Origin of the sequence: Wolbachia endosymbiont of Laodelphax striatellus (assembly GCF_007115015.1) — a bacterium.
Taxonomy (GTDB): domain Bacteria; phylum Pseudomonadota; class Alphaproteobacteria; order Rickettsiales; family Anaplasmataceae; genus Wolbachia.
On sequence record NZ_MUIX01000002.1, the window covers coordinates 84,997 to 111,742 of the forward strand.

Below are 26,746 nucleotides of genomic sequence, written 5' to 3' on the forward strand. Positions count from 1 at the left end.
GAGAAAGAGATGTTACCGAAGATTTTAAAGAATTTTAATGTATTCGTAGATGGTCGGGGTTATGCAGGAAAAATAGATGAGATAACCTTGCCGAAGCTCACCATTAAAACTGAGGAATATAGAGCTGGTGGTATGGATATTCCAGTAAATATAGATATGGGGATGGAGAAACTTGAAGCAGATTTCACTTTTTCTGAATACGATACAGAGCTCTTTCGGCTATTTGGGTTGATAAATGGAAATTCGGTATCTTTGACGCTAAGAGGAGGATTACAAGGCAGCGGAAACAATGATATTGAAGGAGTAATTATCAACCTTAGGGGCATATTCAAGGAATTTGATTTTGGTAGCTGGAAACCTGCTGAAAAAGCCACTCTCAAATGCACGGTAGCTGCCCATTACTATAAACTTACGATAAGTGGCAATGAGCTGATAGAAATCGATGCTGAAAATATGATGAGAAAGATAAATGGTGTTGATCAAATGGCCTTGCTGCAAACGATTTTAGGGATTTAATGGAATAGATGGATGCCTTTTTATACAACCACTTTTTTATTGAAAAATTACTAATAATACTGTATAATTATTAACGTTTTTTAGGCATTTTTGCTATGGCTTTATCTAAATTTCTCGATCCTAAAAATGATATAGCATTTCGTCGTATCTTTGGTACAGAAAAGAATAAAGACATCCTCATTCACTTCCTCAATGATATTTTGAATTTTACTGGCAAAAATGCAATACAGGATATAGAGTTCTTAAGTACTATTCAAGATCCTGAGATTGCCTCTAAAAAGCAAAGTATTGTTGACGTGCTATGTAGAGATTCAACAGGAGTGCAATGGATAATTGAGATGCAGGTCGCTAAAACCAAAGGCTTTGAAAAACGAGCTCAGTACTATGCTGCTAAAGCCTATTCAAGACAAGCTGACAAGGGTGATCAATACCATGATCTTAAGGAAATTATTTTTATTGCTATAGCAGATTGTATACTGTTTCCTGATAAGTCTGAGTATAGATCAAAGCACACTATTCGCGATGAAGATACTAATGAACATGATCTAAAAGATTTTTACTTTGTATTTATTGAATTGCCTAAATTTCCCAAAACTAAAGAAGATCAGCTTTCAAATATAGTTGAGAAGTGGGTATATTTTTTTAAGTACGCTGACGAAACAGGTGAAGAAGAGCTGGAAAGGATAATAGGAAGTGACGTAATAATCAAAAAAGCTTATGAAGAGCTAAATAGGTTCAACTGGTCAGAAAAAGAATTTATAGCCTACGAACAAGAGGTCAAGCGTATTCGTGATGAGCAGGCTGCTCTTGCTCAAAAACTTGATGATGCCAAAAAAGAAGGAAAGATTGAAGGAAAGATTGAAGGAAAGATTGAAGGAAAGATTGAAGTTGCAAAAGCGATGTTGACTAATAATGTTGATATTAGCACTATTGTCAAGTGTACAGGTCTTTCTGTCGATGAAGTTCAAGAATTAATCCAAGTTGAGGAAAAATAAACCCTATTATCATTTTTATATTGAGAAATTTAGTATAAAGGGTCGTTAATCAAACACAAAAACTATAGTAAAAAAAATTAGTTATGTAAAAGCCAAGCAGACTTTTATTTAATTAATTTTTAAGGAGGAACATGCAAGCTATAACACTTAATAACCCAATTACAGTTGATGGAATTTCTGTCTCAGAACTTACCGTTAGACGTCCAAAAGTTAGAGATTATCTTGCAATTGAACGCTTAAATGGTAGTGATCTAAGTAAAGAAGTCACTCTGACAGCGAACTTAACATCAGTGGCAAAAGAATCAATTGAGGAGTTAGATATTGCTGATTATGTTAAAGTACAAGAGGTGCTCAAGGATTTTTTTTCACCAGTTATTCAAAGAACTTGAGGTCAGAAGTATTAATGTTCAGCTCTGTTGTAGGAGGCGGAGTTGAACAAATACTTGATATGGAGATTAGTGAATTTATTTTATGGAGCAAATTAGCTAGGGAGTTCAAATGTCAGTATTATCGATAAAAATAGGTGCAGTACTTGATGGCAGTTTTAATACTGTAATAAAGGGCAGTAGTAGTCAACTTACTCATCTTGGTGAGAACATAAGAAAGCTTGACTCATCTTTAAAATCAGTATCAAAATTTAAGCAGTTGGGTAGTGATGTTTTGACTAGCAGGAGGTCGTGGAAGGGCTTTGAAGATCAAGTAAAATCTTTAGCTAAACAAATGAAAGCAATAGAGAAACCGAGCAAAACTTTAAAAGCTGAATTTGATAAAGCTAAGTTTTCTGCAACAAAAGCAAAAGAAGCATATTTGAAAAAGAGAGATGCTTTACATTCATTTAATGAAGAAGTAAGAAAAAGTGGAAGAAATATTAAGTCATTAGTAAGTGATCAATATAAACTTGGTTCTTCTATTGAAGTGCTAAAAGGTAAGTATGGTAAGCTTGGGTCTGCAATACGTAGTCACCAAAGTTTTTTAGCAAGCAAAGCACATTTTAAGTCACAAATTATAGAGACTATTGGGCTAGGGCTAACGCTTGCAGCTCCAGTTAAAGTTGCGATTGACTTTGAAAGTGCTATGGCTGATGTTACAAAAGTGGTAGATTTTAAAAAAGGAACGGATGAAGCAACTAAATTTGCAAAGAAGTTAAAAGAGATGTCACGCACTATACCATTATCAGCCGCAGAACTGGCACAAATAGCTGCAAGTGGTGGTCAACTTGGTATCAAGAAAGAAGATCTTTTTATGTTTACAGAAACAGTGGCAAAAATGTCTACAGCATTTGATATGTCTGCAGAGCAAGCAGGTGATTCTATAGCTAAACTCTCTAACGTTTATGGCATTGATGTTAGTAAAATGGAACATGTTGGTAATGTGATCAACCACTTATCAGATAACACTGCTGCTAAAGCAAGAGATATGGTTGAAACTCTAGCAATAGTTGGTGGTACTGCAAAGCAGTTTGGTTTGGATATCGAGAAAACAAGTAGTTTAGCAAATGCTTTCATTAGCTTAGGTAAAACACCTGAAAAAGCTGCAACTGCTATAAATGCTCTACTTAGTAAACTTCAGACTGCTGAAGAACAAGGAGGGGATTTTAAAGCAGCATTAGAGCAAATGGGAATAACTGCAGAAGAAATAGTACAAAGAATAAGCGAAAACGGCGAAGAAGCATTACTCTATTTTTTTCAAACTCTAAAGAAAATGGATAACCAGGAACGTTCTACAATCCTTATGAAACTTTTCGGTCAGGAATATCAAGATGATATTGCATTATTAGCTGGAAGTTTTAATAAGTATGAGGATGCAATAAAGTTATTGGCTAATACAGAAAAGTACAAGAGCTCTCTACAAGAAGAATTCAAAAATCGTGCAGACACTACAGCTAATAAATTACGACTTCTTCGAAATGCAATAGCTGAAGTTGGTATGAACCTGGGCTCAGTGATGTTGCCTACTTTAAAATCTATAGCTGAATTTTTACAAGAAAAAACTAGATATATAGCAGAGTTTGCAGAAAAATATCCAACTTTAACCACGGCGATCATGGGTACTGTAGCATCCTTGATAAGTTTAAAAATTGTAGCAGTAGGACTAGGATACGGATTTACATTGCTAGGAAGTACGATTTTTAGTCTGAAAGCAAACCTACTTGGAGTATTTTCATTTTTATCAGCTACAGTTTTTCCTGCAGTAGTAACAGGACTAAGAGCAATAACACTCGNGAAAATTGGGTGGAGAGAACTCATGTGCTATCAAACTTTAATGGCAATGAGACAAGGATAAAATTGGTTTTAAGTGGAACGGTTATTTATCGTCCTAAAGTCAAAAATTTGCGAGTGATTATTACTTGAATCAATGCCAAATAACCAAAGCAAACGAGGATATACACTACCACATCCAGAAAACATTGCAGTGGAAGATGTAGTACGTATTCGAAGAGCTATAGAAAAAATAGATGAAGATATTACCGAAAGAGAAGATAAACATAATCAACTAAAAAATAATTTTAAACGATTTAGATTTGAAACTTTTTTGAATTTTTGGGAATGAAAGAAGCAATATACCAAAGGATAAAGGATTTAGCAGCAACCAGCACACCTGATCAACTTGCATATCTTGCAAAATCTCTGGAATTGATAGCAGATAAAAAAGCTATTGCCAACGTTGTACAGATGACTGAAGTAAAAGGGATAATTGATACACTACAAAAAAGACTTAAGGATTTAGCGGTAAATAGTACTCCAGATCAGCTTGCATATCTTGCTAAAGCATTGGAATCAATAGTCGACAAAAGTGCGGTCTCTGAAATTGTACAAATGACAGATCGTAAGCTAAAAGAACTTCTTGATAGTGCAAGAAAACACTTAACTGATCTGGATAATAAAAAAGCTAGTTCTTTAGCAGTGATCTCTGAATCAGAGAAGCAGTTATTAAAGAGAATTGATGAAAAAGGAACAACAAATTTATCGCTACTTGATACGAGAAAGAATGCCAATATTGCAGCAATAAACAGTGTTGGCAATGATCATAAAGATGGTCTAAAAGGTTTAGTGAATAACTTCCGTACTGTTAATGATGTGCCAAGCGGTTCATCGATCATGAAAGAAGTAAGAAATCGTCACATGATTGAACCTGGAGCATTACCTTTTTTATTTGGTGTACTAAGTAGAAAAAATAATTACTTTGGTCACGGAACTTTTACAACTGAGCTTGGTCAGTGGAGTAGTGATATAACAAAAACAGACTATATGTTACAACTACTAGCAGGTACTCACACATATGATACAAGCTATGTTAGTTTTTATCTGCCAAGACAATTGTGCTTTTTAGAGGGAAGCAAAGGTACATTTATCTATGGAGAATCATACCCAAGATTCATGTATGATGGATTTTCTGAGCAATTCAATATGCTGAAATACCCTTATGCTGCACTGGGAGTAATATTCGTAAAAAACACAAGCAATGTAGATATAAGTAAAACTATAAACTTTGTTGGATCTGCAATGTGGTATAAAGATGAAGTTAATTATGGGGGAGCAGGATTATTTATAGGTACACCTGATAGAACTAATACAAGGAAGTCAGAGATTTCGAGAATTACTTGGACACGTATTTATCAGCATGAAATTAGCAGTTCTGAATTTATTGGATTAGGTAACATAATCATTCCAGCAGGAAAAACCGTTACAGTGTTACTTTATACGTCATCCAATCTTCACTCAGAAGGTGAAAGAGTTGGTGAGACACCTGAGTTCTTTGCAAGTGAGCATGCGTATAGCACAATCTATGGTCAATTTATACAGTGGGGAATATACAATTTTCGCAGCAATTTTTTAACTACAGGGCTTGAGGTGGACGTAGAGAGGACGCTAAGAGCTTGGCAATGTCCAGGGTTAGATGCAACATATAAACTTTGGCATTAAAAAAATATATAAGTTGAAACCAAAATACTTGTATCTTTCACTACGTAAGATATTAGAGCTTAAAAACAAGCCATAGGCACCAAAGAATTTTTATTGGTAAAAAAAGTTACTATTTAACAAAAGAGTATTAAACGAAGTGAAAAGAATATTCAAGAAGACTTATTACAAAATGCGTAGTTTTCTATATTTTCTAGTTTTTGTCTTTATTTTAATAAATATACTAAATCTTAAAAAGTAGTAATCAAAAGAAAATCAAAGAGTTTTCTTAACAATTTTAAAAAGCAAGTGAAGAATTCTTTAGAAAGTTTATAATAGCTATGACAGAACAATTTTTACATGGGGTAAATGTTATTGAGGTTACCTCAGGGACAAGATCAGTGCGTACAGCTAAATCATCAGTGATAGGTGTAATTGGTACTGCACCTGAAGCCGATGAGCAAAAATTTCCGCTAAATAAACCAGTGTTAATTGCAGGAAGCTTAAAAGAAGCGGTAAAACTTGGCAAAAAGGGGACTCTTTTTTCAGCAGTAAATGGAGTATTTTCCCAAATTGGTGCAACAGTAGTAGTTATTCGAGTTAAAGAAAGTGAAAACAGCGATTCAAAGCTCAAAGAAAGTGAAACTATCCAAAATATAATTGGCGGTGTTGATAAAGAGACTGGAGAGTATCAAGGGATAGAGGCATTCCTCAGTAGTGAAAGCATAGTTCATATTGCTCCAAGAATATTAATTGCACCTCAATTTACTCACCAACTACCAGAAGATGGCAAAAATTCAGTGGTTTCAGCATTAATTCCTATAGCAGAAAAATTAAGAGCAATTATTGTTGCAGATGGACCAAATACTAATGATGAAGAAGCAATCAAGTGGAGAAAAAGTGTAGGTAGCTCAAGAGTTTATATTATTGATCCTTGGGTTAAGGTACTTATTGAAGAAGAAATTTTGCCAGCAAGCCCGTTTGTAGCTGGTTTAATAGCGAAAGTAGATAGCGAACAAGGATTCTGGCACTCACCTTCAAATAAAGAAATAAACGGTATTGTTGGAACAAGCAGGCCTATTGATTTTACGCTCGGTAATACAAATTGTAGAGCAAACCACTTAAATGAAAATGAAGTAACAACGATAATTCATCAAAATGGCTATAGGCTTTGGGGAAATAGAACATGTTCAAATGATTCGAAATGGGCTTTTCTGTCAGTGAGGCGTACTGCAGATTTAATCAATGATAGTTTACTTCGAGCTCATCTATGGGCAGTTGATCGCAATATTACCAAAACTTATATAGATGATGTAATTGAGGGGGTGAATTCTTATCTTGCGCATCTGAAAGCACAGGGGGCAATTATCAGCGGAAAATGTTATGCAACACCAGAACTCAATACGCCGGCAAACATTGCAAGTGGAAAAGTGTTTTTTGATTTTGAGTTTACACCGCCATATCCAGCAGAACAGATTACTTTCAGGTCACATCTTGTGAGTGGTACAATATTATAAAAATGGGAGAAAGAGATGTTACCGAAGATTTTAAAGAATTTTAATGTATTCGTAGATGGTCGTGGTTATGCAGGAAAAATAGATGAGATAACCTTGCCGAAGCTCACCATTAAAACTGAGGAATATAGAGCTGGTGGTATGGATATTCCAGTAAATATAGATATGGGGATGGAGAAACTTGAAGCAGATTTCACTTTTTCTGAATACGATACAGAGCTCTTTCGGCTATTTGGGTTGATAAATGGAAATTCGGTATCTTTGACGCTAAGAGGAGGATTACAAGGCAGCGGAAACAATGATATTGAAGGAGTAATTATCAACCTTAGGGGCATATTCAAGGAATTTGATTTTGGTAGCTGGAAACCTGCTGAAAAAGCCACTCTCAAATGCACGGTAGCTGCCCATTACTATAAACTTACGATAAGTGGCAATGAGCTGATAGAAATCGATGCTGAAAATATGATGAGAAAGATAAATGGTGTTGATCAAATGGCCTTGCTGCAAACGATTTTAGGGATTTAATGGAATAGATGGATGCCTTTTTATACAACCACTTTTTTATTGAAAAATTACTAATAATACTGTATAATTATTAACGTTTTTTAGGCATTTTTGCTATGGCTTTATCTAAATTTCTCGATCCTAAAAATGATATAGCATTTCGTCGTATCTTTGGTACAGAAAAGAATAAAGACATCCTCATTCACTTCCTCAATGATATTTTGAATTTTACTGGCAAAAATGCAATACAGGATATAGAGTTCTTAAGTACTATTCAAGATCCTGAGATTGCCTCTAAAAAGCAAAGTATTGTTGACGTGCTATGTAGAGATTCAACAGGAGTGCAATGGATAATTGAGATGCAGGTCGCTAAAACCAAAGGCTTTGAAAAACGAGCTCAGTACTATGCTGCTAAAGCCTATTCAAGACAAGCTGACAAGGGTGATCAATACCATGATCTTAAGGAAATTATTTTTATTGCTATAGCAGATTGTATACTGTTTCCTGATAAGTCTGAGTATAGATCAAAGCACACTATTCGCGATGAAGATACTAATGAACATGATCTAAAAGATTTTTACTTTGTATTTATTGAATTGCCTAAATTTCCCAAAACTAAAGAAGATCAGCTTTCAAATATAGTTGAGAAGTGGGTATATTTTTTTAAGTACGCTGACGAAACAGGTGAAGAAGAGCTGGAAAGGATAATAGGAAGTGACGTAATAATCAAAAAAGCTTATGAAGAGCTAAATAGGTTCAACTGGTCAGAAAAAGAATTTATAGCCTACGAACAAGAGGTCAAGCGTATTCGTGATGAGCAGGCTGCTCTTGCTCAAAAACTTGATGATGCCAAAAAAGAAGGAAAGATTGAAGGAAAGATTGAAGGAAAGATTGAAGGAAAGATTGAAGTTGCAAAAGCGATGTTGACTAATAATGTTGATATTAGCACTATTGTCAAGTGTACAGGTCTTTCTGTCGATGAAGTTCAAGAATTAATCCAAGTTGAGGAAAAATAAACCCTATTATCATTTTTATATTGAGAAATTTAGTATAAAGGGTCGTTAATCAAACACAAAAACTATAGTAAAAAAAATTAGTTATGTAAAAGCCAAGCAGACTTTTATTTAATTAATTTTTAAGGAGGAACATGCAAGCTATAACACTTAATAACCCAATTACAGTTGATGGAATTTCTGTCTCAGAACTTACCGTTAGACGTCCAAAAGTTAGAGATTATCTTGCAATTGAACGCTTAAATGGTAGTGATCTAAGTAAAGAAGTCACTCTGACAGCGAACTTAACATCAGTGGCAAAAGAATCAATTGAGGAGTTAGATATTGCTGATTATGTTAAAGTACAAGAGGTGCTCAAGGATTTTTTTTCACCAGTTATTCAAAGAACTTGAGGTCAGAAGTATTAATGTTCAGCTCTGTTGTAGGAGGCGGAGTTGAACAAATACTTGATATGGAGATTAGTGAATTTATTTTATGGAGCAAATTAGCTAGGGAGTTCAAATGTCAGTATTATCGATAAAAATAGGTGCAGTACTTGATGGCAGTTTTAATACTGTAATAAAGGGCAGTAGTAGTCAACTTACTCATCTTGGTGAGAACATAAGAAAGCTTGACTCATCTTTAAAATCAGTATCAAAATTTAAGCAGTTGGGTAGTGATGTTTTGACTAGCAGGAGGTCGTGGAAGGGCTTTGAAGATCAAGTAAAATCTTTAGCTAAACAAATGAAAGCAATAGAGAAACCGAGCAAAACTTTAAAAGCTGAATTTGATAAAGCTAAGTTTTCTGCAACAAAAGCAAAAGAAGCATATTTGAAAAAGAGAGATGCTTTGCATTCATTTAATGAAGAAGTAAGGAAAAGTGGAAGAAATATTAAGTCATTAGTAAGTGATCAATATAAACTTGGTTCTTCTATTGAAGTGCTAAAAGGTAAGTATGGTAAGCTTGGGTCTGCAATACGTAGTCACCAAAGTTTTTTAGCAAGCAAAGCACATTTTAAGTCACAAATTATAGAGACTATTGGGCTAGGGCTAACGCTTGCAGCTCCAGTTAAAGTTGCGATTGACTTTGAAAGTGCTATGGCTGATGTTACAAAAGTGGTAGATTTTAAAAAAGGAACGGATGAAGCAACTAAATTTGCAAAGAAGTTAAAAGAGATGTCACGCACTATACCATTATCAGCCGCAGAACTGGCACAAATAGCTGCAAGTGGTGGTCAACTTGGTATCAAGAAAGAAGATCTTTTTATGTTTACAGAAACAGTGGCAAAAATGTCTACAGCATTTGATATGTCTGCAGAGCAAGCAGGTGATTCTATAGCTAAACTCTCTAACGTTTATGGCATTGATGTTAGTAAAATGGAACATGTTGGTAATGTGATCAACCACTTATCAGATAACACTGCTGCTAAAGCAAGAGATATGGTTGAAACTCTAGCAATAGTTGGTGGTACTGCAAAGCAGTTTGGTTTGGATATCGAGAAAACAAGTAGTTTAGCAAATGCTTTCATTAGCTTAGGTAAAACACCTGAAAAAGCTGCAACTGCTATAAATGCTCTACTTAGTAAACTTCAGACTGCTGAAGAACAAGGAGGGGATTTTAAAGCAGCATTAGAGCAAATGGGAATAACTGCAGAAGAAATAGTACAAAGAATAAGCGAAAACGGCGAAGAAGCATTACTCTATTTTTTTCAAACTCTAAAGAAAATGGATAACCAGGAACGTTCTACAATCCTTATGAAACTTTTCGGTCAGGAATATCAAGATGATATTGCATTATTAGCTGGAAGTTTTAATAAGTATGAGGATGCAATAAAGTTATTGGCTAATACAGAAAAGTACAAGAGCTCTCTACAAGAAGAATTCAAAAATCGTGCAGACACTACAGCTAATAAATTACGACTTCTTCGAAATGCAATAGCTGAAGTTGGTATGAACCTGGGCTCAGTGATGTTGCCTACTTTAAAATCTATAGCTGAATTTTTACAAGAAAAAACTAGATATATAGCAGAGTTTGCAGAAAAATATCCAACTTTAACCACGGCGATCATGGGTACTGTAGCATCCTTGATAAGTTTAAAAATTGTAGCAGTAGGACTAGGATACGGATTTACATTGCTAGGAAGTACGATTTTTAGTCTGAAAGCAAACCTACTTGGAGTATTTTCATTTTTATCAGCTACAGTTTTTCCTGCAGTAGTAACAGGACTAAGAGCAATAACACTCGNGGAGAAAAATGGCAATTAGTAAATTTAACATCAGGAAAACCAATTGGAGAAAATTGGGTGGAGAGAACTCATGTGCTATCAAACTTTAATGGCAATGAGACAAGGATAAAATTGGTTTTAAGTGGAACGGTTATTTATCGTCCTAAAGTCAAAAATTTGCGAGTGATTATTACTTGAATCAATGCCAAATAACCAAAGCAAACGAGGATATACACTACCACATCCAGAAAACATTGCAGTGGAAGATGTAGTACGTATTCGAAGAGCTATAGAAAAAATAGATGAAGATATTACCGAAAGAGAAGATAAACATAATCAACTAAAAAATAATTTTAAACGATTTAGATTTGAAACTTTTTTGAATTTTTGGGAATGAAAGAAGCAATATACCAAAGGATAAAGGATTTAGCAGCAACCAGCACACCTGATCAACTTGCATATCTTGCAAAATCTCTGGAATTGATAGCAGATAAAAAAGCTATTGCCAACGTTGTACAGATGACTGAAGTAAAAGGGATAATTGATACACTACAAAAAAGACTTAAGGATTTAGCGGTAAATAGTACTCCAGATCAGCTTGCATATCTTGCTAAAGCATTGGAATCAATAGTCGACAAAAGTGCGGTCTCTGAAATTGTACAAATGACAGATCGTAAGCTAAAAGAACTTCTTGATAGTGCAAGAAAACACTTAACTGATCTGGATAATAAAAAAGCTAGTTCTTTAGCAGTGATCTCTGAATCAGAGAAGCAGTTATTAAAGAGAATTGATGAAAAAGGAACAACAAATTTATCGCTACTTGATACGAGAAAGAATGCCAATATTGCAGCAATAAACAGTGTTGGCAATGATCATAAAGATGGTCTAAAAGGTTTAGTGAATAACTTCCGTACTGTTAATGATGTGCCAAGCGGTTCATCGATCATGAAAGAAGTAAGAAATCGTCACATGATTGAACCTGGAGCATTACCTTTTTTATTTGGTGTACTAAGTAGAAAAAATAATTACTTTGGTCACGGAACTTTTACAACTGAGCTTGGTCAGTGGAGTAGTGATATAACAAAAACAGACTATATGTTACAACTACTAGCAGGTACTCACACATATGATACAAGCTATGTTAGTTTTTATCTGCCAAGACAATTGTGCTTTTTAGAGGGAAGCAAAGGTACATTTATCTATGGAGAATCATACCCAAGATTCATGTATGATGGATTTTCTGAGCAATTCAATATGCTGAAATACCCTTATGCTGCACTGGGAGTAATATTCGTAAAAAACACAAGCAATGTAGATATAAGTAAAACTATAAACTTTGTTGGATCTGCAATGTGGTATAAAGATGAAGTTAATTATGGGGGAGCAGGATTATTTATAGGTACACCTGATAGAACTAATACAAGGAAGTCAGAGATTTCGAGAATTACTTGGACACGTATTTATCAGCATGAAATTAGCAGTTCTGAATTTATTGGATTAGGTAACATAATCATTCCAGCAGGAAAAACCGTTACAGTGTTACTTTATACGTCATCCAATCTTCACTCAGAAGGTGAAAGAGTTGGTGAGACACCTGAGTTCTTTGCAAGTGAGCATGCGTATAGCACAATCTATGGTCAATTTATACAGTGGGGAATATACAATTTTCGCAGCAATTTTTTAACTACAGGGCTTGAGGTGGACGTAGAGAGGACGCTAAGAGCTTGGCAATGTCCAGGGTTAGATGCAACATATAAACTTTGGCATTAAAAAAATATATAAGTTGAAACCAAAATACTTGTATCTTTCACTACGTAAGATATTAGAGCTTAAAAACAAGCCATAGGCACCAAAGAATTTTTATTGGTAAAAAAAGTTACTATTTAACAAAAGAGTATTAAACGAAGTGAAAAGAATATTCAAGAAGACTTATTACAAAATGCGTAGTTTTCTATATTTTCTAGTTTTTGTCTTTATTTTAATAAATATACTAAATCTTAAAAAGTAGTAATCAAAAGAAAATCAAAGAGTTTTCTTAACAATTTTAAAAAGCAAGTGAAGAATTCTTTAGAAAGTTTATAATAGCTATGACAGAACAATTTTTACATGGGGTAAATGTTATTGAGGTTACCTCAGGGACAAGATCAGTGCGTACAGCTAAATCATCAGTGATAGGTGTAATTGGTACTGCACCTGAAGCCGATGAGCAAAAATTTCCGCTAAATAAACCAGTGTTAATTGCAGGAAGCTTAAAAGAAGCGGTAAAACTTGGCAAAAAGGGGACTCTTTTTTCAGCAGTAAATGGAGTATTTTCCCAAATTGGTGCAACAGTAGTAGTTATTCGAGTTAAAGAAAGTGAAAACAGCGATTCAAAGCTCAAAGAAAGTGAAACTATCCAAAATATAATTGGCGGTGTTGATAAAGAGACTGGAGAGTATCAAGGGATAGAGGCATTCCTCAGTAGTGAAAGCATAGTTCATATTGCTCCAAGAATATTAATTGCACCTCAATTTACTCACCAACTACCAGAAGATGGCAAAAATTCAGTGGTTTCAGCATTAATTCCTATAGCAGAAAAATTAAGAGCAATTATTGTTGCAGATGGACCAAATACTAATGATGAAGAAGCAATCAAGTGGAGAAAAAGTGTAGGTAGCTCAAGAGTTTATATTATTGATCCTTGGGTTAAGGTACTTATTGAAGAAGAAATTTTGCCAGCAAGCCCGTTTGTAGCTGGTTTAATAGCGAAAGTAGATAGCGAACAAGGATTCTGGCACTCACCTTCAAATAAAGAAATAAACGGTATTGTTGGAACAAGCAGGCCTATTGATTTTACGCTCGGTAATACAAATTGTAGAGCAAACCACTTAAATGAAAATGAAGTAACAACGATAATTCATCAAAATGGCTATAGGCTTTGGGGAAATAGAACATGTTCAAATGATTCGAAATGGGCTTTTCTGTCAGTGAGGCGTACTGCAGATTTAATCAATGATAGTTTACTTCGAGCTCATCTATGGGCAGTTGATCGCAATATTACCAAAACTTATATAGATGATGTAATTGAGGGGGTGAATTCTTATCTTGCGCATCTGAAAGCACAGGGGGCAATTATCAGCGGAAAATGTTATGCAACACCAGAACTCAATACGCCGGCAAACATTGCAAGTGGAAAAGTGTTTTTTGATTTTGAGTTTACACCGCCATATCCAGCAGAACAGATTACTTTCAGGTCACATCTTGTGAGTGGTACAATATTATAAAAATGGGAGAAAGAGATGTTACCGAAGATTTTAAAGAATTTTAATGTATTCGTAGATGGTCGTGGTTATGCAGGAAAAATAGATGAGATAACCTTGCCGAAGCTCACCATTAAAACTGAGGAATATAGAGCTGGTGGTATGGATATTCCAGTAAATATAGATATGGGGATGGAGAAACTTGAAGCAGATTTCACTTTTTCTGAATACGATACAGAGCTCTTTCGGCTATTTGGGTTGATAAATGGAAATTCGGTATCTTTGACGCTAAGAGGAGGATTACAAGGCAGCGGAAACAATGATATTGAAGGAGTAATTATCAACCTTAGGGGCATATTCAAGGAATTTGATTTTGGTAGCTGGAAACCTGCTGAAAAAGCCACTCTCAAATGCACGGTAGCTGCCCATTACTATAAACTTACGATAAGTGGCAATGAGCTGATAGAAATCGATGCTGAAAATATGATGAGAAAGATAAATGGTGTTGATCAAATGGCCTTGCTGCAAACGATTTTAGGGATTTAATGGAATAGATGGATGCCTTTTTATACAACCACTTTTTTATTGAAAAATTACTAATAATACTGTATAATTATTAACGTTTTTTAGGCATTTTTGCTATGGCTTTATCTAAATTTCTCGATCCTAAAAATGATATAGCATTTCGTCGTATCTTTGGTACAGAAAAGAATAAAGACATCCTCATTCACTTCCTCAATGATATTTTGAATTTTACTGGCAAAAATGCAATACAGGATATAGAGTTCTTAAGTACTATTCAAGATCCTGAGATTGCCTCTAAAAAGCAAAGTATTGTTGACGTGCTATGTAGAGATTCAACAGGAGTGCAATGGATAATTGAGATGCAGGTCGCTAAAACCAAAGGCTTTGAAAAACGAGCTCAGTACTATGCTGCTAAAGCCTATTCAAGACAAGCTGACAAGGGTGATCAATACCATGATCTTAAGGAAATTATTTTTATTGCTATAGCAGATTGTATACTGTTTCCTGATAAGTCTGAGTATAGATCAAAGCACACTATTCGCGATGAAGATACTAATGAACATGATCTAAAAGATTTTTACTTTGTATTTATTGAATTGCCTAAATTTCCCAAAACTAAAGAAGATCAGCTTTCAAATATAGTTGAGAAGTGGGTATATTTTTTTAAGTACGCTGACGAAACAGGTGAAGAAGAGCTGGAAAGGATAATAGGAAGTGACGTAATAATCAAAAAAGCTTATGAAGAGCTAAATAGGTTCAACTGGTCAGAAAAAGAATTTATAGCCTACGAACAAGAGGTCAAGCGTATTCGTGATGAGCAGGCTGCTCTTGCTCAAAAACTTGATGATGCCAAAAAAGAAGGAAAGATTGAAGGAAAGATTGAAGGAAAGATTGAAGGAAAGATTGAAGTTGCAAAAGCGATGTTGACTAATAATGTTGATATTAGCACTATTGTCAAGTGTACAGGTCTTTCTGTCGATGAAGTTCAAGAATTAATCCAAGTTGAGGAAAAATAAACCCTATTATCATTTTTATATTGAGAAATTTAGTATAAAGGGTCGTTAATCAAACACAAAAACTATAGTAAAAAAAATTAGTTATGTAAAAGCCAAGCAGACTTTTATTTAATTAATTTTTAAGGAGGAACATGCAAGCTATAACACTTAATAACCCAATTACAGTTGATGGAATTTCTGTCTCAGAACTTACCGTTAGACGTCCAAAAGTTAGAGATTATCTTGCAATTGAACGCTTAAATGGTAGTGATCTAAGTAAAGAAGTCACTCTGACAGCGAACTTAACATCAGTGGCAAAAGAATCAATTGAGGAGTTAGATATTGCTGATTATGTTAAAGTACAAGAGGTGCTCAAGGATTTTTTTTCACCAGTTATTCAAAGAACTTGAGGTCAGAAGTATTAATGTTCAGCTCTGTTGTAGGAGGCGGAGTTGAACAAATACTTGATATGGAGATTAGTGAATTTATTTTATGGAGCAAATTAGCTAGGGAGTTCAAATGTCAGTATTATCGATAAAAATAGGTGCAGTACTTGATGGCAGTTTTAATACTGTAATAAAGGGCAGTAGTAGTCAACTTACTCATCTTGGTGAGAACATAAGAAAGCTTGACTCATCTTTAAAATCAGTATCAAAATTTAAGCAGTTGGGTAGTGATGTTTTGACTAGCAGGAGGTCGTGGAAGGGCTTTGAAGATCAAGTAAAATCTTTAGCTAAACAAATGAAAGCAATAGAGAAACCGAGCAAAACTTTAAAAGCTGAATTTGATAAAGCTAAGTTTTCTGCAACAAAAGCAAAAGAAGCATATTTGAAAAAGAGAGATGCTTTGCATTCATTTAATGAAGAAGTAAGGAAAAGTGGAAGAAATATTAAGTCATTAGTAAGTGATCAATATAAACTTGGTTCTTCTATTGAAGTGCTAAAAGGTAAGTATGGTAAGCTTGGGTCTGCAATACGTAGTCACCAAAGTTTTTTAGCAAGCAAAGCACATTTTAAGTCACAAATTATAGAGACTATTGGGCTAGGGCTAACGCTTGCAGCTCCAGTTAAAGTTGCGATTGACTTTGAAAGTGCTATGGCTGATGTTACAAAAGTGGTAGATTTTAAAAAAGGAACGGATGAAGCAACTAAATTTGCAAAGAAGTTAAAAGAGATGTCACGCACTATACCATTATCAGCCGCAGAACTGGCACAAATAGCTGCAAGTGGTGGTCAACTTGGTATCAAGAAAGAAGATCTTTTTATGTTTACAGAAACAGTGGCAAAAATGTCTACAGCATTTGATATGTCTGCAGAGCAAGCAGGTGATTCTATAGCTAAACTCTCTAACGTTTATGGCATTGATGTTAGTAAAATGGAACATGTTGGTAATGTGATCAACCACTTATCAGATAACACTGCTGCTAAAGCAAGAGATATGGTTGAAACTCTAGCAATAGTTGGTGGTACTGCAAAGCAGTTTGGTTTGGATATCGAGAAAACAAGTAGTTTAGCAAATGCTTTCATTAGCTTAGGTAAAACACCTGAAAAAGCTGCAACTGCTATAAATGCTCTACTTAGTAAACTTCAGACTGCTGAAGAACAAGGAGGGGATTTTAAAGCAGCATTAGAGCAAATGGGAATAACTGCAGAAGAAATAGTACAAAGAATAAGCGAAAACGGCGAAGAAGCATTACTCTATTTTTTTCAAACTCTAAAGAAAATGGATAACCAGGAACGTTCTACAATCCTTATGAAACTTTTCGGTCAGGAATATCAAGATGATATTGCATTATTAGCTGGAAGTTTTAATAAGTATGAGGATGCAATAAAGTTATTGGCTAATACAGAAAAGTATGGAAGCTCTCTGCAAAAAGAATTCAAAAAATCGTGCAGACACTACAGCCAATAAATTAAGACTCCTTCGAAATGCAATAGCTGAAGTTGGTATGAACCTGGGCTCGGTGATGCTGCCTACTTTAAAATTTATAGCTGAATTTTTACAAGAAAAAACTAGGAGCATAGCCTTATTTGCAGAAAAATATCCAACCTTAACTACAGCAATCATAGGAACTATAGCAGCTTTAATAAGTTTGAAAATCTTAGTAGTGGGCTTAGGTTATGGGTTTACTTTTTTAGCAAGTACAGTTCTCGGTTTAAGAGCAAAAATAATTGCAACATTTTCATTTTTATCAGCTACAGTTTTTCCTGCAGTAATAACAGGACTAAGAGCAGTAACACTTGCTGTAATGAGTAACCCGATTGGATTTTTAATAGCAAGTCTTGTTGCTGGTGCAGCTCTTGTTATAGCTAACTGGCAAAAGGTGAAAGACTTTTTCTCTAGCTTGTGGAAATCACTCATTGAACCTATAGGAAAAGCTTTTTCATGGATAGGGGAAAGTGTATTTGGAAAAGTATTGGAAAATAGCCCACTGAAAGAATTTGAAAAAAGAAAAACTGAAATAAAAGCAGTCCATACTACCATAAAGAGTAATATTCTCAACAGTGGAAATCCTGTGCTAGGTAACAGTATAATTAAAGAATTTTCAAAGAGAAATAAAAATAGCTTCAGAGTCAAAAGCCTTATTGAGGAGACAGAGAGCGATAAGATATTTGCAAGGAGTAAGTTTGAAAATAAAGAACAAAATAAAACTCAGAACATCACTAATAATTATACTATCAGCATTAAAGCAGAGCCAAATCAAGATGTTCATAGTCTTGCAGATGAAGTAATAAAAAGGATAAGAGAAAAGTCACGTGATGTTTATTTGATACCATAGACTCGTTATTAAAATGTTGTCTCTTGGCCCTTATAAATTTGCTCCCACAAGTTTAAAGTATAGCAAAGAAAATCGTTGGAGCACGATTGAGTGTATTGAAAATATGCCACTATTACAAAATATCGGTCAAGGTGTAGAAAATATAGATTTAGAAGGAATGATTTATCTGCATAATCTCAACGGGCTAAATCAATTAAAGAGTGTGAAAGAAGCTGAAAAACCACATATTTTAGTAGATAGTTTAGGTAATATTTTAGGACAATTCGTAATTACTAGGTTAGAAGAAAAGCAGATGTATTTTTTACCTAATGGACTACCAAGAAAAGTTGAATTTAGTTTGAGTTTAAAAAGCTATAGATGACTGTATACTATGTGAGTAAAGAAAATGAGATGTTAGATCTGATTTGCTGGAAACATTACGGATTTACTGATGGAGTAGTGGAATTAGTACTAGCAGAGAACTTAGGTTTGGCAGAATACGGAAGCTTTTTGCCTGCAGGATTAAAGATAAAGCTTCCTACTATTAAGAAAATAGTACAAAAGTCAAAATTAAAGGTCTGGGAATAAATGCAGCCAGATTTTATAATAGATAAATGTGAATCAATTAAAGATAGAGTTATATCATTGCACCTTACAGATGAATCAGGAATAATAGATGATGTAGTTGAAGTGTGTGTTAATTACAGGGATGAAGACATAGATATTCCGAATGAATTGAACATAGCACTAGGTTATAAGGAATTTGGAATCTTTCCAATGGGTATATATACAGTCAACGAAGTGACTATACAGGGTCCACCTAAGACTCTACTAATCAAAGCTCATGCAACAAATTTAAGAATATCTTTGAAGGCAAAAGTATCAAAAGAATGGCGCCAAATTACCATAGAAAACTTAGTAAAAGAAATAGCCCAAAAACATGGATATGGATACAAAGTCGCTAAGGAATTTAAGAGTGTATTGATACCCCATATTAATCAGGCAGATGAAAGTGATATAAGTCTGTTAACAAAGATCGCAACAGAGCGTGAAGCAATGGCAAAATTAGCTGGTGGGTATATATTGTTTATTTCAAAGAATATGGCAAAATCAGCCACAGGAAAAGCTTTAGGAACAACGACTATTAGACCTCAAGATACAATTAACTGGAAAGTACATTTTACCGTACGTGATAAGTATAATTCAGTAGTGGCAAAGTGGCATAGCTATGAAAAGGGCGAAACTATTAAAGAAACAGTTGGTAGTAGCGAGCCAAGTTATATTATGCTGGAACTTTACTCTAATGCAGAGTCAGCGCTGAGTGCAGCAAATGCCAAGTTGAAACAATTGAAGCGTAACAATGAAGCTTTAGATATAACTATGCCTGGTAATCCTCAAATTTTTGCAGAAGCTAAACTTAATCTTATAGACTTTAACCAAGCGGTAGATGGTGAATGGATAGTTAATAGAGCGGAGCATACTTTAAATAGCTCAGGTTACCTTACTATGTTGTCAGCATCTTTGAGTAAGTAATGTTAATAAAAAATGAGTAAATGATCTATTTAATATTAAAAAGATGTTGAATATGGATAAATTGGGTCAAGATACAAAAAACAAGCTGCATTTTTGGTGGCTTATAACAGTAATAGTATGTATTATTGCTACCTATTCCTACATGAAGGCAAAGGCTGCAGATAATTATAAAACGATATTACGCATTGCTTCTCAAAATTGTAACTTAGAGACTGTAAAATTCTTAGTAGAAAATCTATTAGATATTAATGTGCAGATCCCTAAATTAACAGCACTACATTATGCTGCAGAAGAGGGATGTGCAGAGGTTGTAAAATTCCTAGTAGAAAAAGGAGTTGATATAAATGCTACGAAATATGAAAGATGGACACCTTTACATGCAGCTACATATGAAGGCAAATTGGAGATAATTAGATTTTTATTAGACAAAGGTTCAGACCCTACCATTAGAGATACAGATGGAAAAACACCAAGGAAAATTGCTGTATTAAGATCACGGCATAATAAGGACAAACCTTATGATGAAATCATTAAGCTACTTGCAGAAGCAGAGGATCGATACAAATCAATAGAAAGAAATCACTAAAGCTGTAAGTTTTCTATAATCTGTATATAAACTTCTAAAACTATCCATAACAAGTTAATATCTTCACATGAAAAAGCAAAAAATCCCAATCACAGTAATAGTAACGATAGTAATACAGACCATAGCAACAATTTGGTGGCTCGCTAAGCTTGATTTAAAAGTACAAATTCATGATCAATTTATAGAACGAAATCACGAACTAATGGAAACAGTTTATCGCCTTGAGGAGCGGGTAAAAAACCTCATTGAAGAAGTTAATGAGCTTGAGCAAAAACACAAATAAATTTCACAGTGGTAAAATACATTTTATCCGTTGATGGAGGTGGCATTAGAGGGATAATACCTGCCATTATTCTAGCAGAAATTGAATCTAGGACAAAAAAGCCAATTTCCCAGATTTTTGATTTAATGGCAGGAACCTCAACCGGTGGGATTATTGTTGCTGGACTTTGTAAAAGCAATAAACTTCAATACTCTGCCAATGATTTGGTTGAACTTTATCAAGAGTATGGAGCATATATCTTTCAATCATCATTTTGGAGAAAATCAATTGCTTCTTGGCTGAGTGGTTCTCAGTACTCATATAGAAATATGGAATTTATTCTCAACAAATACTTTGGTGAAAGTACTATGGCCGATGTTGCGAGTAATCTACTACTCACCAGTTATGACATTCACAATAGTTGTGAATTTTTCTTCAAAAGTTGGAAAGAAAAAAACATTAAGTTGAAAGATGCACTCAGAGCTACAACAGCTGCTCCAACGTACTTCACACCAAAACGTCTGAAAATTAGCCAAACAGAGAGAGTATTGATAGATGGTGGAGTGTTTGCAAATAATCCAGCGGCTTGTGCATATGCAAGTGGTAAGAGGTTATTTCCAAATGATGAGATTATACTGCTATCAATAGGCACTGGTGGAACAGATAGAAGTATAAAGTATGCTAACTCAAGGAAATTTGGCAAAATAGGGTGGATCAAGCCACTACTGAATGTGATGTTTGCCTCTGGATTGGATTGCGTTGATTATCAACTAGAACAAGTAATAGACGATAAATATATAAGAATACAATCGCAATTGAAAGTAGCATCGACTGAGATGGACAATATTACACTCAAAAATATCAAATCTCTTCAGCAAGAGGCAAATGCAATGATAGAGGACAACCAGAAATTAATAGATAAACTTTGCGATTTCATATCTTAATTTATACCAAGCAAAATTCAACTGAGCCAAAAAAGTTGGTTAGCAAATTCTGCTGGTTAAATCATTAACTAACTTTACTTATATCTTAAACACATTCAATTTTCACACTCACCCAACTCATCAGCAGTTAGGCCACTTGCTCGCACAATAATATCAATAGCAACACCTTCCTTAACTAGATCTTTTGCAATCTTGATTTTCTCTGCTTTTTTAACCTTTTCTTTACCAGTTTGCATTCCTTCAGATAAAGATCTAGCTACCGTATCCAGTAATTCTTGATCCTCAATTTTTTCGCATTTACCTATAAACCCAAAAACTGGCTCATTTTCATATTCTGTTAGTCCAAGAGCTTTAATGTTAACTGATAATGTCTTTGCTATCTTATATAATATTTCAATTGGAATGTCTGTATATCCTCGTTCATAGTCGTGTATTTCTTTAGGTGTTGAACCGATTTTATTTGCCAAGTCCTCCTGAGTGTATTCCCGTATTAATCTCTGCTCTTTTATCCTTTTCCCCACTTTGTAGAGTATAGAATCAGTACAAATTTCTTTCTCTATATCATCATATTCGTAAGTAGATAAGCGAGTCACTTGGGAAATAATATCAACTGAAACTCCTTCTTTCACTAGATTCTTTGCTACTTCTATTTTTGCTTCTTCTTGGCTAATTTTCTCGCTAATATATACAAACCTTACTAATGGATACAGCTTCTTGCGTAATTCCTGATCCTTAATTTCTCTATGTATTTTTGTTAGATAGACTATTTCTTTATCCTCATCTTCATACCAACTGTTTTCTCTTAGTACTGTTGGTCCTGGAAGTAGATCTATAACATTAACTGACAATGCTCCTGCTATTATATACGATTCTTTGATTGTAATAGCCTTGCACCCTAGTTCAAAGTTATGTATTTCCTTATGTGTTAAACCAATTTTGCTTGCTAATTTTGCCTGAGTATACCCTTGTACTATCCTACAACCTTCTATTTTTTTCCCCAGCTCGTAGCTCAATATGCTCTGAATTATCATAGATAAATCCTCTAAAAGCTGTTTTTCCTACAGAAGCAAACATATATTCTATCACAAAAAAATCCACTATTGGCTAAGTTTTTATGAAATCACAAAAATTTCTCAATCATATAATTTGATAAGCCTGTCGTTTGCAAGATAATATCAACAGAAATTCCTTCTTTCACTAAATTCCTTGCAACTTCAATCTTCTTTTCCTCTCTGACCTTTTCTCTATAAACATGTATACCTTCAAATAAAGACTTGATTAGCATATCGCGTAATTCCCGACTCTCAATCTTTTTGTATTCTTCTATCAACTTTGATAGCTTTTCTTCCGCTTCACTATCCTCATCTGATTCGGGAAGTAGATCTATGATACTGATTGATAATACCTTTGCTATTTCATCTAACATTTCAAGTGAGACAGCAGCTCTCCCTTGTTCATATTCGTATATTCCTTGATTTGTTATGCCAACTTTATTCGCTAAATCTTTTTGTGTATATCCTCGTATCAATCTCCACTCTTTTATCCTTTGCCCTACTTTGTATGGAACCGGAATTTTGTTCTCCTCATACTCACCAATAGATAAGTTAGTTGTTCGAGAGATAACATGAGCAGAAACTCCTACTTTCATCAAACCCCTTGCTACTTCTATTTTTACCGCTTTTCTGCTTCTTTCCTCACTCAAACGAATAAATTTGGTTAATAAATAAAATACCTCGCTTAATTCTTTATCTTTATAACCCTTTACTAAATTTAATATTTCTTCATCTTCAAAATATCTTTTTTCATTTGGTAGCGTCTCTCCACAAACTAGACCTTTAACATTTACTGATAATGCTTCTGCTATAGCATATAATTTCTTAATTGGAATTTTACGACTCCCTTTTTCATATTGCAGTATTGCCCAGTACTTTACACCAACCTTCTCCGCTAAATCCTTCTGAGTATACCCTCTCTCTAACCTCCAATTTTTTACTTTTTGCCCTACCTCACAGTCTAGACTTTTTTCCATACAAAGAACCATACATATAATATTTTCTACTATAGCTCAAAGGCTCCAGATATAATGGGGAGAGTAGACCAGTGGAACTTCCCCTACCAGTCTCTCGCAGAACTGTACATAAACCTCTCAGCTTATACAGCTCCCATTATTTAGCCTTTTTGACCCTAAACCTAGTGTCCAATGATAGAAAATATTTGGAGACCTATCTCTCACCTTTCCTAGAAATTGTCTTGCTAGTCTTCCGTGACTCCTGAGTCTCTTATATTTCCTTTTGACCCACTTTTCTAGATGCCGCTCTACATTCTTTAGAGATTTGTAGACCTCAGTTCTGTAAAATTTGCCATAGTACTGATACCAGCCTCTGACTATTGGATTTACTTTTCCTGATATCTCCTCTAATGTTATATGCGTATTTCGTAGCATTTTCCATGATCTTATGGTTGTAGTAATCTTTTTCTTGGCCTTGTTGCTAATTGCTGGGAGAAATGAAACAAAATGCTTCCCTATTTTATTTCTTGCTAACCTGGGTCTGAATGTGTAACCCAGAAAATCAAAACTTTGTTTAGGAAATTCATCTCTCCTATTGTCATCCTTACAGTACACTATCTGTGTCTTTTTAGGATGTAATTTCAACCTATACTCAGCCAATCTCTCTTCGATCATTACTTTCACAAATCCTGTCTGTTTCTCTGTTCTGCAGTGCACTATCGCATCGTCCACATATCTCTCAAATGGTACCGTCGGATAGTTCTTTTTCATCCATATATCAAACACATGATGCATGAATATATTAGAGATGATTGGGCTAACTGAACCTCCTTGCGGAACTCCTTTATCCCTAACTACTTTACTGCCATCTGCAAGTTGTATAGGGGATTTCATCCACCTTTCAACATATAGTATGACCCATTTGCAGTCTGTGTGTTTCTTGATAGCTTGCAAAACTAATTCGTGATCCAGATTGTCGAAGAACCCTGATATATCAAGGTCTACCACCCAATCGTACTTCCAGCATCTCTTACGCGCTGTATCTACCGCATCCAATGCTGATTTATTCGATCTATAACCATATGAATCCTCATGGAATTTTGGCTCCACTAACGGTTCGAGATACATTGTTGCTGCTGTTTGCGCTATCCTATCTGATACTGAAGGAACACATAAAATTCTTTGTCCTCCTCCCATATCTTTCGGTATTGCTACAGCTTTTACAGGCTCTGGAAAATAACTTCCGGATGACATACGATTCCATAGTTTGTATAGATTATCTTTTAGATTTTCCTCAAACTTTGTTATCGAAACCCCATCTACACCAGCAGCACCTCTATTTTTCGATACTTGTTTATAAGCTCTCCAAATAAGTTTCTTTGGTATATCACAAGACTTTGTTTTATTCATTAACTCCTCCCTTTCGGTTGATAAATAACTAAAACTAAATAACTCAGCTCCTTCGCTCCATTTCCATTACAGAAACTTCTTCACTACTACGAGCTGATCCGCCCCTGTTTTCCGCATCGGTACTCTCATCCTCAGAGATCAGCTCCTTGGATTTCTCCCTTATCATCGAAACGACAGGTTCCCGCAGTTCCACGCAATAGCCCAAAATAGATTCATGCCACCTCTATGCCGGACGCCATCTATCCAGTAAACAAGCTCCCGATAGATTTATCCCAGGTTAAGTCTAACCCCTGGTTTTGACATCATCCAATTCCTTTCGACACTTTATCAGTGGTTCATTTTCATTCATCTCTCTATTTTACACATGACGCATATTTGCGCCTTTTCCATAACGCTCACTACCTTAGCTTTTTACCAAAGCAGCTTATGGTTGTTTGAAGCCTGCTCTTGTAAGCCGGCTCCGAGGGGCCCACCCCCATCTATTGCGTAGCTTTTGCACTTAGTTTGCTCTTACTTGAACATTCCTTGTGTCTCTACGGCACACTAGACTCTGGAACCTTAAAATAAATGAATTAAAGCCCCCTACAAGTTTCTTTACTATTTTCACGTACTTTATCTACCCATGAAGACAATTTTTCACTTGGGCTATCAACCTCCTTCATAAGCTGCTTGCTATTCCATATGCCACATCTCATAAAACTTCCCTTTTCTACTGCTTCTTTAAGTTTTACTCCAGCAAAAAGACAATTTTTTCCTATTTCTTCGCCTCTTTCTTGTAATTTAGACCACATTTCCTTATTTTCTACTCTGACTTGTACTTGATCATATTTTTTTACATCGTGGTACAATATAATATCTAGCTTACCAATGCTTGTAGGAAATTCTAATATAATAGAGCTTCCATCTGACATATCGATATAGTTTCTTATACCTCCCTTCTCACTTTTAACCTCAACTGCATCATTGCCAATTTTTAAAATATTACTTCCTAGCTCTCTTTTTGCTTCCAGTATTTTGGCTACCTCTACCTTGCTATCCCCAGAAAATTCTATATACGATGTTGTATTATCTATTTCAACATCTATTAATTCTCCTTCTTGCACAGCACTTTCGCCAGCTTTCTCTAGTTCTTCTAGTCTCTCATCTATATGTGGCTGAACTTCTGGTTGTAGCTCATTATAGATTTCACCTATCAATTTATTCTCCAATAAAGTATCATGAAACTCTGCACCGTTTAGCATTAATTTACGTATTAGCTTTTTACGATCAGCCTTATCAAATTTATGAAAATGTGTGCCCAGTATCACATATTCCGCGAGGCTCCACTCTCCATCATTACATGCATTTAGCCTTGCTCCAGCAGCTAGTGCTTCGTCTACAACCTTGTGCAGTTCATTTGGACTTTTTGCTCTTACCACAGCACTCTTAAACCAGCTCAACTTTTCTGCACTTGGCTTTATTTTTTTCAAAGCTGAAGCAAATGGATTTTTATCTTCTTGATCACTTACAGGTTTTGTGCCATAAACATAGTCAAATCCTTTCCCATAGTTGATTTTGTTTTCGCGAACTTCTCTACCAGGGAAAGGTGCTATTTCTTCAGGCTTTTTAGCCTTATTAATTTTGCTTACAAAGGTGTTAGTACGACCTATTCCTACAATAGCATTTAACACCTCACCTTTTGATAATCTATCAAGATCAATGTTTAACTCGTAAGTACCTCCTTCTTGATCATCAAAAGGTACAATTATTTTATTAACCATATTAGCCTCCGCTATTAAATATACTTTACTAAGTCTATAACCTACTTTATTACTTTATTATTAATTCAATATATACTTTCT

General features: G+C 34.9%; 28 protein-coding genes and 1 pseudogene. 24 read left to right on the forward strand and 5 right to left on the reverse strand.

What is annotated here, in order from left to right; genetic code table 11:
• Positions 1-9 precede the first annotated feature (9 nt).
• The 24 genes and pseudogenes from BVG17_RS08185 (at position 10) to BVG17_RS08300 (ending at position 21,487) form a co-directional block, all read left to right on the forward strand.
• Positions 10-516, forward strand: a complete 507-nt coding sequence (locus tag BVG17_RS08185; RefSeq protein WP_006015599.1) for a phage major tail tube protein — start codon at positions 10-12, stop codon at positions 514-516.
• 95 nt (positions 517-611) lie between these two features.
• Positions 612-1,511, forward strand: a complete 900-nt coding sequence (locus BVG17_RS08190) for an Rpn family recombination-promoting nuclease/putative transposase (RefSeq protein WP_063631161.1) — start codon at positions 612-614, stop codon at positions 1,509-1,511.
• Between the two features lie 131 nt (positions 1,512-1,642).
• Positions 1,643-1,900, forward strand: coding sequence for a phage tail assembly protein (locus tag BVG17_RS08195; protein WP_006015605.1), 258 nt, complete (start codon positions 1,643-1,645; stop codon positions 1,898-1,900).
• 109 nt (positions 1,901-2,009) lie between these two features.
• Positions 2,010-3,732, forward strand: a 1,723-nt coding sequence (locus BVG17_RS08200; RefSeq protein ID WP_143688990.1) for a phage tail tape measure protein, incomplete at its 3' end; no start/stop codon positions are given.
• Positions 3,733-3,866: 134 nt separating this feature from the next.
• Positions 3,867-4,061 carry a hypothetical protein gene (locus BVG17_RS10530; protein WP_006015580.1) on the forward strand — a complete coding sequence of 65 codons (195 nt, stop codon included), beginning with the start codon at positions 3,867-3,869 and terminating at the stop codon, positions 4,059-4,061.
• Positions 4,058-5,434: a hypothetical protein gene (locus BVG17_RS10535; RefSeq protein ID WP_143688972.1), complete on the forward strand. Its 1,377-nt coding sequence runs from the start codon at positions 4,058-4,060 to the stop codon at positions 5,432-5,434. The genes BVG17_RS10530 and BVG17_RS10535 overlap by 4 nt, the downstream gene beginning before the upstream one ends.
• A gap of 317 nt (positions 5,435-5,751) precedes the next feature.
• Complete coding sequence (locus BVG17_RS10540) at positions 5,752-6,927, forward strand: phage tail sheath subtilisin-like domain-containing protein (RefSeq protein WP_010405438.1); 1,176 nt, start codon at positions 5,752-5,754, stop codon at positions 6,925-6,927.
• A gap of 15 nt (positions 6,928-6,942) precedes the next feature.
• Positions 6,943-7,449: a phage major tail tube protein gene (locus BVG17_RS10545; RefSeq protein ID WP_006015599.1), complete on the forward strand. Its 507-nt coding sequence runs from the start codon at positions 6,943-6,945 to the stop codon at positions 7,447-7,449.
• Between the two features lie 95 nt (positions 7,450-7,544).
• The gene (locus tag BVG17_RS10550; RefSeq protein WP_063631161.1) at positions 7,545-8,444 is read left to right on the forward strand and encodes an Rpn family recombination-promoting nuclease/putative transposase; all 900 of its coding nucleotides are present in this window, start codon (positions 7,545-7,547) and stop codon (positions 8,442-8,444) included.
• A gap of 131 nt (positions 8,445-8,575) precedes the next feature.
• Positions 8,576-8,833 carry a phage tail assembly protein gene (locus BVG17_RS10555; protein WP_006015605.1) on the forward strand — a complete coding sequence of 86 codons (258 nt, stop codon included), beginning with the start codon at positions 8,576-8,578 and terminating at the stop codon, positions 8,831-8,833.
• A gap of 109 nt (positions 8,834-8,942) precedes the next feature.
• The coding region (locus BVG17_RS10560) for a phage tail tape measure protein (protein ID WP_143688990.1) at positions 8,943-10,665 on the forward strand (1,723 nt) is incomplete at its 3' end.
• Positions 10,666-10,847: 182 nt separating this feature from the next.
• Complete coding sequence (locus BVG17_RS08240) at positions 10,848-11,042, forward strand: hypothetical protein (RefSeq protein ID WP_006015580.1); 195 nt, start codon at positions 10,848-10,850, stop codon at positions 11,040-11,042.
• The gene (locus tag BVG17_RS08245) at positions 11,039-12,415 is read left to right on the forward strand and encodes a hypothetical protein (RefSeq protein ID WP_143688972.1); all 1,377 of its coding nucleotides are present in this window, start codon (positions 11,039-11,041) and stop codon (positions 12,413-12,415) included. The genes BVG17_RS08240 and BVG17_RS08245 overlap by 4 nt, the downstream gene beginning before the upstream one ends.
• Before the next feature lie 317 nt (positions 12,416-12,732).
• A complete protein-coding gene (locus tag BVG17_RS08250) occupies positions 12,733-13,908 on the forward strand; it encodes a phage tail sheath subtilisin-like domain-containing protein (RefSeq protein WP_010405438.1) in 1,176 nt (391 codons plus the stop codon).
• A gap of 15 nt (positions 13,909-13,923) precedes the next feature.
• Positions 13,924-14,430, forward strand: coding sequence for a phage major tail tube protein (locus BVG17_RS08255; RefSeq protein ID WP_006015599.1), 507 nt, complete (start codon positions 13,924-13,926; stop codon positions 14,428-14,430).
• Between the two features lie 95 nt (positions 14,431-14,525).
• Entirely contained in the window at positions 14,526-15,425 is a 900-nt protein-coding gene (locus tag BVG17_RS08260; RefSeq protein ID WP_063631161.1) for an Rpn family recombination-promoting nuclease/putative transposase, read from the forward strand.
• A gap of 131 nt (positions 15,426-15,556) precedes the next feature.
• On the forward strand, positions 15,557-15,814 hold the full coding sequence (locus BVG17_RS08265) for a phage tail assembly protein (RefSeq protein WP_006015605.1): 258 nt from the start codon (positions 15,557-15,559) through the stop codon (positions 15,812-15,814).
• A gap of 109 nt (positions 15,815-15,923) precedes the next feature.
• Positions 15,924-18,239: pseudogene (locus tag BVG17_RS10440) on the forward strand (phage tail tape measure protein).
• Complete coding sequence (locus BVG17_RS08275) at positions 18,197-18,544, forward strand: phage tail protein (RefSeq protein ID WP_039950887.1); 348 nt, start codon at positions 18,197-18,199, stop codon at positions 18,542-18,544. The pseudogene BVG17_RS10440 and the gene BVG17_RS08275 overlap by 43 nt, the downstream one beginning before the upstream one ends.
• A complete protein-coding gene (locus tag BVG17_RS08280) occupies positions 18,541-18,750 on the forward strand; it encodes a tail protein X (RefSeq protein ID WP_006015620.1) in 210 nt (69 codons plus the stop codon). Before BVG17_RS08275 ends, BVG17_RS08280 begins: the two co-directional genes overlap by 4 nt.
• Positions 18,751-19,695, forward strand: coding sequence for a contractile injection system protein, VgrG/Pvc8 family (locus BVG17_RS08285; protein ID WP_006015622.1), 945 nt, complete (start codon positions 18,751-18,753; stop codon positions 19,693-19,695). It abuts the gene before it with no gap.
• Between the two features lie 52 nt (positions 19,696-19,747).
• Positions 19,748-20,281 (forward strand): ankyrin repeat domain-containing protein, encoded by a 534-nt coding sequence (locus BVG17_RS08290; RefSeq protein WP_006015625.1) that lies wholly within the window; start codon positions 19,748-19,750, stop codon positions 20,279-20,281.
• Positions 20,282-20,348: 67 nt separating this feature from the next.
• Positions 20,349-20,564, forward strand: a complete 216-nt coding sequence (locus BVG17_RS08295) for a hypothetical protein (RefSeq protein ID WP_006015629.1) — start codon at positions 20,349-20,351, stop codon at positions 20,562-20,564.
• Between the two features lie 8 nt (positions 20,565-20,572).
• On the forward strand, positions 20,573-21,487 hold the full coding sequence (locus tag BVG17_RS08300; protein ID WP_143688973.1) for a patatin-like phospholipase family protein: 915 nt from the start codon (positions 20,573-20,575) through the stop codon (positions 21,485-21,487).
• A gap of 95 nt (positions 21,488-21,582) precedes the next feature.
• On the opposite strand, the gene wmk (BVG17_RS08305) is transcribed toward BVG17_RS08300, so the two are convergent.
• From wmk (BVG17_RS08305) to BVG17_RS08320, 5 genes are all read right to left on the reverse strand, one after another.
• Positions 21,583-22,518, reverse strand: a complete 936-nt coding sequence (gene wmk / locus BVG17_RS08305) for a WO male-killing family protein Wmk (protein WP_143688974.1) — start codon at positions 22,516-22,518, stop codon at positions 21,583-21,585.
• A gap of 89 nt (positions 22,519-22,607) precedes the next feature.
• Positions 22,608-23,516 (reverse strand): WO male-killing family protein Wmk, encoded by a 909-nt coding sequence (gene wmk / locus BVG17_RS08310; protein WP_006013992.1) that lies wholly within the window; start codon positions 23,514-23,516, stop codon positions 22,608-22,610.
• A gap of 117 nt (positions 23,517-23,633) precedes the next feature.
• On the reverse strand, positions 23,634-24,905 hold the full coding sequence (gene ltrA, locus BVG17_RS08315; protein WP_143688811.1) for a group II intron reverse transcriptase/maturase: 1,272 nt from the start codon (positions 24,903-24,905) through the stop codon (positions 23,634-23,636).
• 43 nt (positions 24,906-24,948) lie between these two features.
• Positions 24,949-25,071 (reverse strand): hypothetical protein, encoded by a 123-nt coding sequence (locus BVG17_RS10110; protein WP_255446080.1) that lies wholly within the window; start codon positions 25,069-25,071, stop codon positions 24,949-24,951.
• A gap of 406 nt (positions 25,072-25,477) precedes the next feature.
• Entirely contained in the window at positions 25,478-26,665 is a 1,188-nt protein-coding gene (locus tag BVG17_RS08320; RefSeq protein WP_177429438.1) for a hypothetical protein, read from the reverse strand.
• Positions 26,666-26,746: the final 81 nt, after the last annotated feature.